Origin of the sequence: Novosphingobium sp. NPDC080210 (assembly GCF_050281025.1) — a bacterium.
In the GTDB taxonomy this organism is placed as follows: domain Bacteria; phylum Pseudomonadota; class Alphaproteobacteria; order Sphingomonadales; family Sphingomonadaceae; genus Novosphingobium.
The window spans coordinates 838286-852574 of the sequence record NZ_JBNNWL010000001.1; the positions used below are offsets into that span (position 1 = coordinate 838286).

General features: G+C 65.5%; 17 protein-coding genes. 5 read left to right on the forward strand and 12 right to left on the reverse strand.

What is annotated here, in order from left to right; genetic code table 11:
- The first annotated feature begins 2 nt into the window (after positions 1-2).
- Positions 3-2717, forward strand: a complete 2715-nt coding sequence (locus ACQKOE_RS03995; RefSeq protein ID WP_427511656.1) for an ATP-dependent DNA helicase — start codon at positions 3-5, stop codon at positions 2715-2717.
- Positions 2714-3256, forward strand: a complete 543-nt coding sequence (locus ACQKOE_RS04000) for a SixA phosphatase family protein (RefSeq protein WP_427511657.1) — start codon at positions 2714-2716, stop codon at positions 3254-3256. Before ACQKOE_RS03995 ends, ACQKOE_RS04000 begins: the two co-directional genes overlap by 4 nt.
- 7 nt (positions 3257-3263) lie before the next feature.
- Here the strand turns inward: ACQKOE_RS04000 and ACQKOE_RS04005 are convergent, their stop codons facing one another.
- From ACQKOE_RS04005 to rpmF, 6 genes are all read right to left on the reverse strand, one after another.
- Entirely contained in the window at positions 3264-4697 is a 1434-nt protein-coding gene (locus tag ACQKOE_RS04005) for an NAD-dependent succinate-semialdehyde dehydrogenase (protein ID WP_427511658.1), read from the reverse strand.
- Between the two features lie 31 nt (positions 4698-4728).
- Positions 4729-5145, reverse strand: a complete 417-nt coding sequence (locus ACQKOE_RS04010; RefSeq protein ID WP_427511659.1) for a MerR family transcriptional regulator — start codon at positions 5143-5145, stop codon at positions 4729-4731.
- A complete protein-coding gene (locus tag ACQKOE_RS04015; protein WP_374587574.1) occupies positions 5142-5429 on the reverse strand; it encodes an integration host factor subunit alpha in 288 nt (95 codons plus the stop codon). The genes ACQKOE_RS04010 and ACQKOE_RS04015 overlap by 4 nt, the downstream gene beginning before the upstream one ends.
- 114 nt (positions 5430-5543) lie before the next feature.
- The gene (locus ACQKOE_RS04020; protein ID WP_427511660.1) at positions 5544-6512 is read right to left on the reverse strand and encodes a beta-ketoacyl-ACP synthase III; all 969 of its coding nucleotides are present in this window, start codon (positions 6510-6512) and stop codon (positions 5544-5546) included.
- Positions 6509-7564: a phosphate acyltransferase PlsX gene (gene plsX, locus ACQKOE_RS04025; RefSeq protein WP_427511661.1), complete on the reverse strand. Its 1056-nt coding sequence runs from the start codon at positions 7562-7564 to the stop codon at positions 6509-6511. The genes ACQKOE_RS04020 and plsX overlap by 4 nt, the downstream gene beginning before the upstream one ends.
- A 25-nt stretch (positions 7565-7589) precedes the next feature.
- A complete protein-coding gene (gene rpmF / locus ACQKOE_RS04030; RefSeq protein ID WP_309623349.1) occupies positions 7590-7769 on the reverse strand; it encodes a 50S ribosomal protein L32 in 180 nt (59 codons plus the stop codon).
- Between the two features lie 156 nt (positions 7770-7925).
- Between rpmF and ACQKOE_RS04035 the strand changes: the two genes are divergently transcribed.
- On the forward strand, positions 7926-8318 hold the full coding sequence (locus ACQKOE_RS04035; RefSeq protein WP_374587580.1) for an MAPEG family protein: 393 nt from the start codon (positions 7926-7928) through the stop codon (positions 8316-8318).
- Positions 8319-8324: 6 nt separating this feature from the next.
- On the opposite strand, the gene ACQKOE_RS04040 is transcribed toward ACQKOE_RS04035, so the two are convergent.
- From ACQKOE_RS04040 to ACQKOE_RS04050, 3 genes are read right to left on the reverse strand one after another with little or no spacing between them, the layout of a single operon-like run.
- Entirely contained in the window at positions 8325-8990 is a 666-nt protein-coding gene (locus ACQKOE_RS04040) for an MBL fold metallo-hydrolase (RefSeq protein ID WP_427511662.1), read from the reverse strand.
- A gap of 44 nt (positions 8991-9034) precedes the next feature.
- Positions 9035-9412, reverse strand: coding sequence for a YkvA family protein (locus ACQKOE_RS04045; RefSeq protein ID WP_427511663.1), 378 nt, complete (start codon positions 9410-9412; stop codon positions 9035-9037).
- A complete protein-coding gene (locus tag ACQKOE_RS04050; protein ID WP_427511664.1) occupies positions 9412-10059 on the reverse strand; it encodes a S24 family peptidase in 648 nt (215 codons plus the stop codon). The genes ACQKOE_RS04045 and ACQKOE_RS04050 overlap by 1 nt, the downstream gene beginning before the upstream one ends.
- A gap of 105 nt (positions 10060-10164) precedes the next feature.
- Between ACQKOE_RS04050 and ACQKOE_RS04055 the strand changes: the two genes are divergently transcribed.
- Together ACQKOE_RS04055 and ACQKOE_RS04060 are read left to right on the forward strand one after the other, a co-directional pair.
- Positions 10165-10353, forward strand: coding sequence for a hypothetical protein (locus tag ACQKOE_RS04055; RefSeq protein WP_374587588.1), 189 nt, complete (start codon positions 10165-10167; stop codon positions 10351-10353).
- A complete protein-coding gene (locus ACQKOE_RS04060; protein ID WP_427511665.1) occupies positions 10343-10714 on the forward strand; it encodes a hypothetical protein in 372 nt (123 codons plus the stop codon). The genes ACQKOE_RS04055 and ACQKOE_RS04060 overlap by 11 nt, the downstream gene beginning before the upstream one ends.
- A gap of 320 nt (positions 10715-11034) precedes the next feature.
- On the opposite strand, the gene ACQKOE_RS04065 is transcribed toward ACQKOE_RS04060, so the two are convergent.
- The 3 genes from ACQKOE_RS04065 to ACQKOE_RS04075 form a co-directional block, all read right to left on the reverse strand.
- Entirely contained in the window at positions 11035-11973 is a 939-nt protein-coding gene (locus ACQKOE_RS04065; RefSeq protein ID WP_427511666.1) for a D-2-hydroxyacid dehydrogenase, read from the reverse strand.
- Positions 11970-13475, reverse strand: a complete 1506-nt coding sequence (cysS, locus tag ACQKOE_RS04070) for a cysteine--tRNA ligase (protein ID WP_427511667.1) — start codon at positions 13473-13475, stop codon at positions 11970-11972. Before cysS ends, ACQKOE_RS04065 begins: the two co-directional genes overlap by 4 nt.
- 137 nt (positions 13476-13612) lie before the next feature.
- Positions 13613-14284 carry a nitroreductase gene (locus tag ACQKOE_RS04075; protein ID WP_427511668.1) on the reverse strand — a complete coding sequence of 224 codons (672 nt, stop codon included), beginning with the start codon at positions 14282-14284 and terminating at the stop codon, positions 13613-13615.
- Between the last annotated feature and the right edge of the window lie 5 nt (positions 14285-14289).

Below are 14289 nucleotides of genomic sequence, written 5' to 3' on the forward strand. Positions count from 1 at the left end.
GCATGAGCCCCGCCGCCCTGCCCCTCCCTGCAATCCATGCCAGCCACGCCGGTTGCTGGCTGCGCGATGGCCATGGTGCGACACGCACTGTGGCCAAGGGTGAGGCAATTGTCGCCGCTGCCGATACGCCGCTGCTGCTGCTCAACGCGCCGCTGGTTGCAACGCGGCTGGGCTATCCCGACCTGTCGGGGCTGGACCTGCTTGAACTCTACGCCTTCGTACACCCCGCGCGTTTCGTGGTCCCGACGCCCAAGGGGCTGGCTCATGCACTGAACCTGCCGGAACCCCAGGGGGATGACGGCGTCCCGGCCCTGCTCCAGCAAGCGGCCGAAGCCTTGCTGGCGGTCTGCGAACAGCCGGACTGGGCCGAGCGCGAAGGGGCATGGTCGGCGCTGCAAAACCTCACCCGTTTGCGTTGGACATGGGCGCCGCTGCTTGCCGCGCGGATCGCCACACCTGCCAAGGCTGAGCGCTGGCTCTTCGCGCGGCTGCCCGAATGGGACGAAGCGCCAGAAAAGCCGCAGCCCGCGCAGGTTTCGCTCCCCCCTGCCGAAGTTACCGCCCGGCTGGCCCGGCTTGCTGGCGAAGGAGCGGAGAGCCGGCCCGCCCAGGCCGCCTATGCCCAGGAAGCTGCGCACCTGTTCGAGCCGCGTTGGCGGGAGGGGCAGCCCCATATGCTGCTGGCCCAGGCAGGCACCGGGATCGGCAAGACGCTGGGCTATCTCGCTCCGGCTTCGCTCTGGGCGGAAAGTTCGGGCGGCACGGTCTGGGTCTCAACCTACACCAAGGCCTTGCAGCGCCAGCTGCGCCGCGAAAGCCGCCGCGCCTGGCCTGCCGCGCGGGCCGATGGTTCCGCCCCGGTTGTGGTGCGCAAGGGGCGCGAGAATTACCTCTGCCTGCTCAATCTGGAAGACGCGCTGCAAGGCGGGTTCAACGGGCGCGCGGCGATCATGGCTCAGCTGATCGCGCGCTGGGCGGCATACAGCCAGGACGGCGACATGATCGGCGGGGACTTGCCGGGATGGCTCGGCACCCTGTTCCGCCAAAGGGGGATCAAGGCGCTGACCGACCAGCGCGGCGAATGCGTCTATGCCGGCTGCCCGCACTACCGCAAATGCTTCATCGAGCGGGCCTCGCGTGCCAGTGCCCAGGCGGACCTGGTGATTGCGAACCACGCGCTGGTCATGGTCAACGCCGCGCGGGGGCGCGATGCCGCGCAGCGTCCGACGCGGATCGTGTTCGACGAAGGCCACCACGTTTTCGAAGCGGCGGATTCGACCTTCGCCGCAGCCCTGACCGGAGCAGAAACCATCGAACTGCGCCGCTGGGTCATCGGGCCGGAACGCGGATCGAAAGGGCGCCGCCGCGGCCTGGCAGCGCGCCTGGCCGATCTCGCCAGCTATGACGAAGCGGGCGGCAAGGCGATTGCTGCCGCGCGCTATGCTGCCGAAGCCCTGCCCGGCGACGGCTGGCTGCAACGCCTGCATGAAAACCAGCCGAGCGGGCCGCTGGAGGAACTGCTCGCGGCGGTGCGCGCCACGGTCTACGCCCGCGACGAAAGCGGCGGGCAGGAAGCCGGCTATGGGCTGGAAACGGAAGCGGCCCAGCTGGACGGCGCTTTTGTGGAGCGCGCCATGGCCGCCCAGGCCGCCCTGGCCGATCTGCGCAGCCCGCTGATGCGGCTGGGCGTGCGGCTGGAGGCCCTGCTGGCCGAACCGCCTGACTGGCTGGACGGACCCGGCCGCGCCCGGATCGAAGGGGCGCGCCATTCGCTGACCTGGCGGATCGACCTGATCGCAGCGTGGGAAGTCTTGCTGGAGCGGCTGGGCGGACCAGCCGATCCGGAATTCGTGGACTGGCTGGCGGTCGAGCGGGCCGAAGCGCGCGAGTTCGACATCGGCATCCACCGCCGCTGGCTCGATCCGATGAAGCCCTTTGCCCGCACCGTGCTGGAAGGGGCGCATGGTGTGATGCTGACCAGCGCAACCCTGCGCGACGGGCCGGACTGGGACGCTGCCGTCGCCCATTCCGGCGCCGCAGAGCTGCCGGTTGCGCCGCGCCTGTCCAGCTTTGACAGCCCGTTCAACTATGCCGGCCAGGCCGAAGTCCTGATCGTGACCGACGTTCCGAAGGGAGACATTTCTGCGCTGGCCGGTGCCTATGCGCGGCTGATTGAGGCAGCGGGCGGCGGGGCGCTGGGCCTGTTTACCGCGATCCGCCGCCTACGCGCGGTCCATGGCCGGATTGCCGACCGGCTGGCGCGCGGTGGTCTGCCGCTTTTCGCGCAGCACGTCGACCCGATCGACACTGGCACGCTGGTCGACATTTTCCGCGACGATCCGCGGGCAAGCCTGCTGGGCACCGATGCCCTGCGCGATGGGGTGGACGTGCCCGGCCACTCGCTGCGGCTGGTGGTGATGGAGCAGGTGCCCTGGCCCAAACCGTCGATCCTGCACCGCGCGCGGCGGATGGCCGGCGGCGGGCAGGCATATGACGACCGGATCATCCGTGCCCGGCTGGCCCAGGCCTTTGGCCGCCTGATCCGCAGCAAGGACGATCACGGGATGTTCGTAGTGCTCAGCTCCGCCTTCCCCTCGCGCCTGCTCAGCGCCTTTCCCGCTGGCACGCCTGTAACACGCCTGACACTTGATGAGGCTTTACAACGGGTCGCTGCCGGTGTTTCAGGGCAGCCCGCGCAGCAAGAGATAGAAACTTGAAAATCCTCGGCCTCTTCCGTCACGCCAAGTCCGACTGGCAAGATCCCCGCGCCCGCGATTTCGACCGTCCGCTCAATGACCGGGGGCGCAAGGGTGCGGCCATCATGGGGCGTCACATCCGCGATCACGGCGTGCAATGGGACCGGGTGATTGCCTCGCCCGCGATCCGCTGTGCCGAAACGATCGAAATTGCCTGCGAAGCTTCGGGCCGCCCGGTCGCGGTCAATTGGGACCGGCGCATCTATCTGGCCAGCAGCGCCACACTGGCCGACCTGCTGCGCGAGACGGAGGGCGATCCCCGTTCCGTCCTGATGGTGGGGCACAATCCCGGGCTGGAGGATCTGATCTTCGATCTGGTCCCGGACGACGGCTCCAGCCCGCTGCGCGACGTGGTGGAAGTGAAATTCCCCACCGCCGCCTATGCCGTGCTGGAACTGAACATCGACCGCTGGGCCGACCTGTCGGACAAGTGCGCGCGGCTGGTCCACCTGACCCGGCCGCGCGACCTTGACCCGCAGCTGGGGCCGGCCTCATTCTGACCGCTCCTCAGGCCTGGTGGATCGCCTTGGGCACCATGTAGCTGTCCATCCCTTCAGGCCCGCCTTCGCTGCCAAAGCCGGAATCCTTGATCCCGCCAAACGGCGCATCCGCCGCGCTGACGGCGAAGGTGTTGATCCCGACCATCCCGCTTTCCAGCGCATCGCCCAGCAGGTTTGCCGTGCGCAGGTTCTGCGTGAAGGCGAACGAGGCGAGACCATAGGGCAGCCGGTTGGCCTTGGCGATGGCGTCGTCCAGATCGGCGAAGGGCGCGGCCACGGCAACGGGACCGAACGGTTCGTTGTTCATGATGTCGGCGCTGTCTGGCACGTCGGCCAGCAGGGTCGGCTGGAAGAAGAACCCGGCATTGCCGCGCTTGCCCCCGGCGCGCACCTTGGCACCCTTGGCCGCGGCATCCTCGACCAGCGCTTCGATCGCACCCGGACGGCGGACATTGGCCAGCGGACCCATCTTGCTATCGCTATCCAGCCCCGATCCCGCCGTGATGCCCTGCGTCCGTTCGGCAAAGCCATCGACAAAGCGCTGATAGATCGACTGCTGCACATAGAACCGCGTCGGGCTGACGCAGACCTGCCCGGCATTGCGGAACTTCTGCGGCACGACCATGTCGAGCGTCTTTTCCAGATCGCAATCCTCGAACACCAGGACCGGCGCATGGCCGCCCAGTTCCATGGTCACGCGCTTCAGGCTGTCTGCCGAAAGCCGCATCAGGTGCTTGCCGACGGGAATCGAGCCGGTGAAGCTGACCTTGCGGATCACCGGGCTGGCGATCAGGTGGCGGCTGACCATGTCGGGCACGCCGTGGACCAGCTGCGCCACGCCCGCAGGCAGGCCCGCATCGGCCAGACAGCGCATGACCGCGCCGGTGCAGCCGGGCGTTTCCTCTGGCGGCTTGGCAATGACCGAGCAGCCTGCGGCCAGCGCCGCCGCCAGCTTCTTGGCCATCAGGTAAACCGGGAAGTTCCAAGGGCTGAACGCGGCGACCGGACCGACCGGCTGCTTGATCACCATGGCTCGCTGACCGGTCGGGCGGACCAGCACGCGGCCATAGGTGCGGCTTGCCTCTTCGGCGCACCAGTCAAAGGTCTGCGCGCTGGACAGGACTTCGGCCCGCGCCTCGGCAATCACCTTGCCCTGTTCCAGCGTGAGCAGGGTGGCGATGGTATCGGCCCGCTCACGGATCAGGGCTGCCGCTTTCTTGAGCACGGCGGCGCGCTGTTCGACTGGAGTGTTCTTCCACAGGGCAAAGCCAGTCTCGGCAGCGGCCAGAGCGGCATCGAGATCGGCAGGCGTTGCCAAAGGCACTTCGGCAATGGTGTCACCGCTGGCGGGATTCACGACCGGGAACAGGTCGCGGCCTTCGCCGATCTTCCAGCCGCCATTGATGAACAGCGCGAGATCGGCGTCGTATTGAGTGGTCATGGGGGATTTCCTCACTTTCGTGAGGGAGATACTAAGCCTGGTCCAGCGCCTTGGCCAGCGCCGAGCGCAGCGAAATCAACCGGGCGCGCAGGGCAAAGTTGGCCACGGGTGCAGACAGCGGCGGCGGGGCGGAAGCTTCCGGCGCGGCAACGGGCGCAGCCTTGGCCTGTAGCGCCATTTTCGCGCCCTTAAGCGTATAGCCTTCGCGGTGCACCAGCCGGTCGATCGTTTCGACCAGCTTGATATCGGACGGGCGGTAATAGCGCCGACCGCCGCTGCGCTTGACCGGGCGCAGCATGGGGAACTGTTCTTCCCAGTAGCGCAGCACGTGTTGGCGAATGCCAAGGGCCTTGGCCACTTCGCCAATCGTGCGCAGGGCTTCGGGGTCCTTGCCGTCGGCAAAGCCAGCGGGCTCTGCCGGCCGGTCAAGGAAATCCCCGGAACTCATGCCTTTGTAATGCGCTCTTTAAGCATCTGGCTGGCACGGAAGGTCATCACCCGGCGCGGGGTGATCGGCACTTCTACGCCGGTCTTGGGATTGCGACCGATGCGTTCGGCCTTGTCCCGCAGCAGGAAGGTTCCAAAGCCCGAGATCTTCACGTTTTCACCCTGTTCCAGAGCATCGGACATGTGATCCAGGATCGATTCGACCATGTTGAGCGATTCAGAGCGCGAAAGGCCCAGTTTCCGGTTCAGAGCTTCAGCAAGATCGGCGCGCGTCAAAGTAGACATGGGTGTGGTTACACCTTTCCAGTTCAGAGCCGCGACCTCTTGATTCGGAGAATGACAAATTTGTCGTCCGATTGCAATGCAATGACTGGATAACGCGGGGTTATCCGCCGCGGATCAGAACCGGATCAGGCTGGCGCCCCAGGTGAAGCCGCCGCCCATCGCTTCCAGCACCAGCAGGTCGCCGCGCTTGATCCGCCCGTCCTGCACCGCGCAGTCCAGCGCCAGCGGCACGGAGGCGGCAGAGGTGTTCGCGTGGCGGTCCACCGTGACGACCACCTTTTCCGGCGGCAGGCCCAGCTTCTTGGCAGTCGCGTCCAGAATGCGCTGGTTAGCCTGGTGCGGCACGACCCAGTCGACATCGGCCGGAGAAAGATCGCATTCCTTCAGGACGTTGCCCAGGACGTCCGCCAGATTGACCACGGCGTGGCGGAACACTTCGCGTCCCTTCATGCGCAGGTGGCCAACGCTTTGCGTGGTCGAAGGCCCGCCATCGACATAGAGCAGTTCGTTGTGCGCGCCATCGGCGTGAAGGTGCGTGGTGAGGATGCCGGGGCCGTCCTCTGCCACTTCGCGCGTTTCCAGAACGACTGCGCCCGCGCCGTCCCCGAACAGGACGCAAGTCGCGCGGTCTTCCCAGTCGAGCAGGCGGGTCATCGTTTCCGCGCCGATCACCAGCGCGCGCTGCGCCATTCCGGCGCGCAGCATCGAATCGGCGACGCCCAGCGCATAGAGGAAGCCCGAACAGACCGCCGCGACGTCAAAGGCGATGCCGCCGTTTGCCCCGATGGCGTCCTGCACGATGGTGGCAGTAGCCGGGAAAGTCTGGTCCGGCGTGGTCGTGGCCAGCACGATCAGGCCGATTTCCGATCCCTCAACGCCAGCCGCAGCGAGCGCCTTCCGCGCGGCTTCGATGGCCAGGGTTGAAGTCGTCTCGCCCTCGCCCGCCATGTGACGCTGGCGGATGCCGCTGCGTTCAACGATCCATTCGTCGCTGGTATCGACGGTCTGGGCCAGTTCGTGATTGGTAACCACGCGTTTCGGCAGGGCGGAGCCCGTGCCGGCGATAATCGATCGACGTGTCATTCTGCTGCCTTGGGGACCGAGCGCAGGCTATCGGCACCAAGCCGCGCAAGGTCCGCCGCGATCCGCTCGGTCAGATTTTCCTCAAGCAGGCGGGCGGTGACGGCGACGGCATTGGCCACGCCGATGGCGCTGGCCGAGCCGTGGCTTTTCACCACCACACCGTTGAGGCCCAGGAAAACCGCGCCGTTGTGATTGTTCGGATCAAGATGATGCTTGAGCAGTTCGGTGGCAGGCCGCGAGACCAGGAAGCCCACTTTCGAACGCAAGGAACTGGTAAAGGCGCGACGCAGCAGGTCGGCGACGAAGCGTGCCGTGCCTTCCACCGCTTTCAGCGCGATGTTGCCCGAGAAACCGTCCGTCACGATCACGTCGACATCGCCCCGGCCCAGCTTGTCCGCCTCGACAAAGCCGTCAAAGGCCATGGCAAGGTCGGCCGCAGCCGCCCGCAACTGTGCCGCAGCGGCTTGCAGGTCGCCTGTGCCCTTGGTTTCTTCGGTACCGATGTTGAGCAGACGTACGCGCGGCTCCTCACGGCCCGTGACGATCCGTGAATAGGCCGCGCCCATGATGGCGAACTGCACCAGGTTGCGGGCATCACAGTCCGTGTTCGCCCCCAGGTCCAGCATGACAAGGTCGTTTTCGCCCAGGGTGGGAAGCAAGGCCGATAGCGCGGGCCGGTCAATCCCCGGCATGGTGCGCAGCGCCAGCTTGGCCATGGCCATCAGCGCGCCGGTATTGCCACCGCTGACCGCAGCCCCGGCCTCTCCGGTCTTGACCGCGTTGATCGCCAGACCCATCGAGGTGGTCTTGGCACGGCGCAGCGCCTGCGACGGCTTTTCATCGCCGGCGACAACGTCGTCACAGTGGAGGATTTCGGAAGCCCCGCGCAGGTTCGGGTGATTCTCAAGCACGGCCTTGATCCGCGCTTCGTCACCCACCAGCAGGAACTTGAAACGGTCGTGGCGGCGCCTTGCGAGCGCCGCACCTTCGACCATCACGCGCACACCTTCATCACCGCCCATCGCGTCAACGGCGATACGCGGCAGACTCATGTGCACTTACTCCGGTAAAAAGGGCTTAGAGCCCGACCGCGATGATCTCGCGCCCGTTGTAGTGGCCGCAAGCGTCGCACAGGTTGTGCGGGCGCTTCAGTTCGCCACAGTTGGGGCATTCGTGGAAAGCTTCGACCTTCAGCGCATCATGGCTGCGGCGCATGCCCCGGCGAGAGGGGCTGGTTTTTCTTTTGGGGACAGCCATTGCGGCACCTGTTCCTGCAAATTGTCAAAAGTTCTAGTGTGGCCGCGCTCAAAACCCGAAGGTCGGCGTCACGCGAAGGCGCGCCTATAGCGAATTCGCCGGAGGTTGCAAGCACGTTGGCTCCATACCGGAGCGAAGAAAACAGGGGAGAACGAAATGATCCTGCCAACTACACTCGCCATGGCTGCCGCTGCGGCCCTGATCAACATCTGGCTGGCCATGCGCTGCGGCCGGGTGCGCGGCAAGGAAAGCATCAGCATCGGCACGGGCGGAAGCGACCTGATGGAACGCCGGATGCGCGCCCAGCTCAACTTCGTGGAGAACACGCCCTGGGTCCTGGCGCTGGTCGCCCTGCTCGAACTGAGCGGAAAAGGCGGGCAATGGCTGGCCATTGTCGCTGCCGTCTACATGCTGGGCCGCATCGCCCATGCGCTTGGCATGGACCCGGACGGCTTTGCCAAGGGCCGCATGATCGGAACGCTGATCACCATGCTGACCCAGCTGGGCCTGGCGGTGGTGGCCGCACTGGTCCTGCTGAAAGTCATGTAAGGCGGATCAGCTCAGCAAATAGTCGCTGACGAATCCGTTGACCTGTCGTTCCCGGCCAAAGGTGCTGGTTGGCCCATGGCCGGGAATGAAGGTTACGTCATTGCCCAGCGGCCACAGCTTTTGCGTGATCGAATCGATCAGCTGCTGGTGATTCCCGCGCGGGAAGTCGGTCCGCCCGATGGAGCCGGCAAACAGGACGTCGCCCACGATGGCGAGATGGCCCAGCGGATAATAGAACACCACGTGCCCCGGCGTATGGCCCGGACAGTGCAGCACCTGCAGTTCCTGCTCACCCACGGTGACGGTATCGCCGTCCTTCAGCCAGCGGTCCGGCTCGAAGGATTCGGCGTGCATGCCCCAGCGCTTGCCATCGTCATCCAGCTTTTCGATCCAGAAGCGGTCTTCCTCGTGCGGGCCTTCGATCGGGACGCCCAGTTCCTTGGCCAGGATGCCGGTCTGCCCGCAGTGATCGAGGTGACCGTGGGTGACCAGCAGCTTTTCGATCGTCACGCCGACTTTGGCGACCGCCGCCTTCAGCTTGTCGAGATCGCCACCCGGATCGACCAGCGCCCCCTTCATCGTTTTGGTGCACCAGACCAGCGAGCAATTCTGCTCAAGCGGGGTAACGGGGACGATGCCAACGCGCAGCGGGGGTTCGGTCGTATCAGTCATGCCCGCAGAAATGGCCTGTCAGCGCTGCCGAGGCAACGGGGAAATCACCGACAGCAATATAGTGCGTCGAGCAGCCGAATGACGGCCCGCGCGATTATCAGCCAGGCAATCAAGACCAGGGCCAGTCCCAGGCGCGACACCGGCCAGGGCCGGTCCTGCGCCGCGGCCCGCAGCTGCGCAAAGACCGCAGGCGGGATCAACCGAATGCTCAGCCAGATTCCCGCGGGCACAATCAGCAGATCGTCCAGAAGCCCCAGCACCGGAATGAAATCGGGGATCAGGTCGATGGGCGACAGGGCATAGGCGGCGACCAGTCCCGCCAGCAGCTTGGCATACCACGGCACGCGCGGATCGCGTGCCGCGAACCACAGAGCCAAAACGTCGCGTTTCAGCGCCCTGGCCCATTCATTCAGCCGCGCCATCACAGCCGCCCGCTCTTCCACACGACGCGGCCGATCACCTGCACTTCATCGGGCGCCAGCTCGATCGTGCGGTATGCGGGGTTGTCGCTGACCAGGGCAATCCGCCCCGGACTGGCCAGATCGAGCCGCTTGACCAGCAGCGCATCGCCGGTGCGGACCACATGGATGCCATCGCGCAAGGGGCGCGGGGTGCGGTCGACCAGGATCTCGTCCCCGTCGCGCAGCGTCGCTTCCATCGAATCGCCTTCCACCCGGATTGCCGAGAGCATGGCCGGGTCCAGCCCCTGTTCCCGCAGCCACCGGGCCGAAAACCGGAAGGCGCCGATGGGCAATTCCTCTGTCGGCAACAGCCCCGGCCCCGCCGAAGCGCCGAGCGCGAGGCGCGGCACATCGACCCATTCGCCGCGCTTGGCGGGCATTGGCGCAAAGGAAATATCCTCTGGCGCGCCCAGTTCCGCCTCATCGATGCCAAAGAACCGCGCCAGGGTGCGGCGGTCCCCCTCCTCAAGCTTTCGCGGGCTACCCTTGCGGATAAATTGCTGAAGATAGGTCTGATTGCGCCCGATCAGTTCAGACAGGCGGGCAAGGCTCACCCCGCTTGCCGTCGCAAGTTCAAGCAGCCGGGCGCGGGAATCGGGTCGCGTCATTAAAAGATCCTATGCGAAGTATTTTTCCTAGACAAGTAGGATTTCAAAAGGTTCAAAAGGGGAACATTCCATCAACGATTCGCCGCAAGAAAGGGCAAGGAAATCATGCTGATCACCCGGATCGAACGCTTTCTGCGCGAAACCGGAATGCCCTGGACCAAGTTCGGTCGGCTCGCGACCCACGACCCCCGCTTCGTCCAGGACCTGCGCAACGGCCGCATACCCCGCGATGCAACCGCGAAACGTGTGGAACATTTCATGAACATCTATCGCGAGAACGCCCGTGCAAATTGACCTGAGCCTTCACAAGACCGCCCTTCCCGCCACCCGCCGCGCGGCGCGCAGCCCCTGGCTTCCCCTGCTTTCCGCGCTGATGGAACTGGCCGGTCGCAAGGCGGAACTGGTCCGCCATTCCGAGCGCAACTGGGCCAGCGCAACCTTTTCCGGCACGCGGCATACCGTCGTGCTGTCGTTCGCCGGAGCCGAGGCCGTGACGGCGGGCGAGCAGTACATGGACGCCCTGCCGGAACACGAATTTGCCATCGCTGGGCAACTCGTGGCCGATGCGGCGGTGGTGGCAGTGGAGCACTCGGCCCTGCCGGAAACCCGGCTGGAAGTGACTGCGGAACTTTTGCTGTTGGAGGATGAGGGGTAGGCCTCCGCTCGCCCTGAGCCTGTCGAAGGGCCGGTGCGATTGAAAAACCGGCTTCGACAAGCTCAGCCTGAGCGGTTTTGGATACCGGCAGGCAGAGGCCGCGCCAACGGGCCTTGAGCATGGTCGAAGCGATGCAAGGTTTCGCGCAGAGAACGCAAAGGACGCAGAGGCGCAAAGTGGCTCGCGTTGGCTTTACCCCTTTGCCTGCCCCTATCGTCACCCCGGCGCAGGCCGGGGCCCAGTCCAGATAAAGGCGCGCCGCAAAGCGGCTCGATTATTTGGCAGGTCTGGCCCCCGGCTTGCGCCTGGGTGAAGGAAGCTCAATACCCCCGCACGTAATCCACCTGCGGCTCCAGCGGTTCACCGCGCCCATAGCGCTCCAGGTTCTCCAGGAACCGCTTGGCCGAGCGCGCGAACATCCGGTCCTGCGCTTTGCCGGACAGGTGCATGGTCACTTGCGCATTATCCAGCGCCCACAGCGGATCGTCGGCGGGCAGCGGCTCCGGCGTGGTCACGTCAAGCAGCGCCCCGCCGATCTGCCCCGCGTCCAGCGCGGCGGTCAGCGCCTGCTGGTCAATCACCGTGCCGCGCGCGACGTTGACCAGGACCGCTTCGCTGTGCATCGCCGCCAGTTCCGCCGCGCCGATCATGCCTTCGGTTTCGGGCGTGGCGGGAACGGCAATCACGATCCAGTCAAATTCGCCGAGCCGCGCGCGCCATTCATCTGGCCCCAGCACGCCCGGCCCCGGGCTGCGGCGGACTTTGGATACCTCCATCTGGAATCCGGCCAGCCGCTTTTCGACCTCCTGCCCGATTGCGCCATAACCCAGGATCAGCGCCCTGCTGCCGAACAGTTCGCGCTTGCCGGGCGAATCCTTCAGCCACTCCCGCCGCTCCTGCGCCCGCACGACTTCGCGGTAGTTCTTGGCGTGGGACAGCATCAGCATCACGACATATTCGGCAATCGGCACGGCATTGATCCCGGCCCCGTTGGTCAGTACCACGCCGCGCTCTGCCAGCAGGTCGAGCGGGAACGCATCGACCCCGGCATAGACCGAATTGAGCCATTTGAGCTTCGTCGCCAGCCCAAACACCCGCGCCATGTCATCCTTGGAATGCATGTCGAACCAGCCAATCTCGGCCTCGGGCGCGAGGGCAAAGGCCTCATCCTTGGTCTTGTACCAGCGCACCTCGGCCCAATCGGGCAGGTGCGGTTCGATCAGCGGTTTCAGCAGGGTGTTGAGGACGATGATGGTCATTCTCCCAATCTCCAGTCCCAGCCCAGCGGGTCGCCGTCCATCACTTCCACGCCGCGCTCGGCGAGTTCGTCGCGGAGGCGGTCGGAGGTGGCGAAGTCCTTGGCGGCGCGGGCTTCCTTGCGGGCGGCCAGGGTAGCTTCGATTTCGCCCTCGGTGATCGTCGCCGCCTTGGGACGCAGGCGCAGGTCGGTGCGGTTCAGGTCCAGCAGGCCAAGACCCAGCACGGCGTCCATCGCCGCGATCAGGGCTAGTTTCTCGCCGAGATCGACCTTTTTCAGACCCACCACTTCTTCCAGCACGGTCAGCGCGATGGCAGTGTTGAGGTCTTCGGACACGGCCTCGTCGAACCGCGTTACGAAGGGCTGGAATTTCCCTCCAACGTCACCCTGAACTTGTTTCAGGGTCCATTCGGCAGTTTCACCGGGCACAATGGATGCTGAACCAAGTTCAGCATGACGCGCTTTGACTTGCTCCACGGCCATAAGGAGCCGCTTCAACCGCACCAGCGCGGCGCCCAGCCCTTCCCAGCTGAATTCCAGTTCGCTGCGGTAATGCGCCTGCAGGCACAGCATCCGGTAGGCGAGCGGGTGGTAGCCCTTGTCGATCAGCAGTTGCAGCCGCAGGAACTCGCCGCTGGACTTGCTCATCTTGCCGGAGCGTTCAACCAGGAAATTGTTGTGCATCCAGATGTTCGCGCCCGAATTGGCCGCGCGGTCCAGGCCATTGGTGCAGCAGAAGGCCTGGTTCTGGGCGATTTCGTTGGGGTGATGAATTTCGCGGTGGTCGATCCCGCCGGTGTGGATGTCGAACGGAAAGCCGAGCACTTGCCCGCTCATCACCGAGCATTCCAGGTGCCAGCCCGGCGCGCCCCTGCCCCAGGGCGAGTCCCATTCCATCTGGCGCTTTTCGCCCGGCGGGGTCTTGCGCCAGATCGCGAAGTCGGCGGCGTTGCGCTTACCCTCCACCGTCTCGATCCGGCCCTCCCCTTCCTCGGTCTGGGCGCGTGCCAGGCGGCCATAGTCGGCCACGGTGGAAACGTCGAAATAGAGTCCGCTGTCCAGTTCGTAGCAGTGCTTTTCGGCAATCGACTGGGCGAACTCGATCATCTGCGGGACGAAGTCGGTGGCGATGGTCCACTGCGCGGGCTGGCGGATATTGAGCGCTTTCACGTCGGCCCAGTAGGCTTCGGTATAGTGCTTCGCGATGTCCCAGATCGACTGCGCGTTCTGCGCCGCCATCTTTTCCATCTTATCCTCGCCCGCATCGGCATCGTCGGTCAGGTGGCCAACGTCGGTGATGTTGATCACGTGGGTCAGCTTGTACCCCTTGAAGCTGAGCGTGCGGCCCAGCACGTCGGCAAAGACATAGGCCCGCATGTTGCCGATGTGCGGATAGTTATAGACCGTCGGCCCGCACGAATAGACCCGCGCCTCTCCGGCATGGACGGGCTGGAACTCTTCCAGTTGGCGGGTCAGGCTGTTGAACAGGCGAAGGTCGGACATGGGCCGAGGCCTTACCCCGGTTTGCGCCCCGGTCAACTCCCCTCCCGCTTGCGGGAGGGGTCGGGGGAGGGCCTGTCGGGTCGGCGCCTGGCGACAGGCCCTCCCCTAGCCCCTCCCGCACGCGGGAGGGGAACCGCTCAGAACCCCTCCCACCGAACCGCTTCGTCCAGCGGGGCGCGGGGGACGGGGAAAGTGTTGACCGCTTGTTCGCGGTCACCCCAGCCGATGGCCAGGCCGCAGAAGAAGATGTGGTCGTCCGGAATGTCCACGCATTCGCGGATCTGCTTGCTATAGACTGCCCAGGCTTCCTGCGCGCAGCTGTCCAGCCCTTCTTCGCGCAGCAGCAGCATGACCGTTTGCAGCCACATGCCGATGTCCGACCACTGCGGCGGCCCCATGTAGCGCGGGGTGTGGACAAGCATCAGCACCGGCGCACCGAAGGCCTGGAAGTTGCGGGCAAACCACTTCAGGCGGCTGGCCTTGTCCTCGCGCGGGATTTCCAGCGCTGCATACATCGCCTCGCCAATGCCAAAGCGGCGCACCTGATAGGCTCCGTCCAGTTCGGGCGGGTAGATGTTGTATTCCGGCGAATAGGCGGCCAGCCCCTGCGGGATCACTTCGGCCACCTTGCCCAGCAGCTTTTGCAGGGGATCGCCCGTCAGCACCACCGCGTTCCACGGCTGGGTGTTCCCGCCAGAGGGCGAGCGCTGCGCGGTTTCCAGCACGCGGCGCAGAATGGCCGGATCGACCGGCTTGTCCTGATAGGCGCGGACCGAGCGGCGGCTGTTGACGGCGTCCGTGACGTTCATGGCAA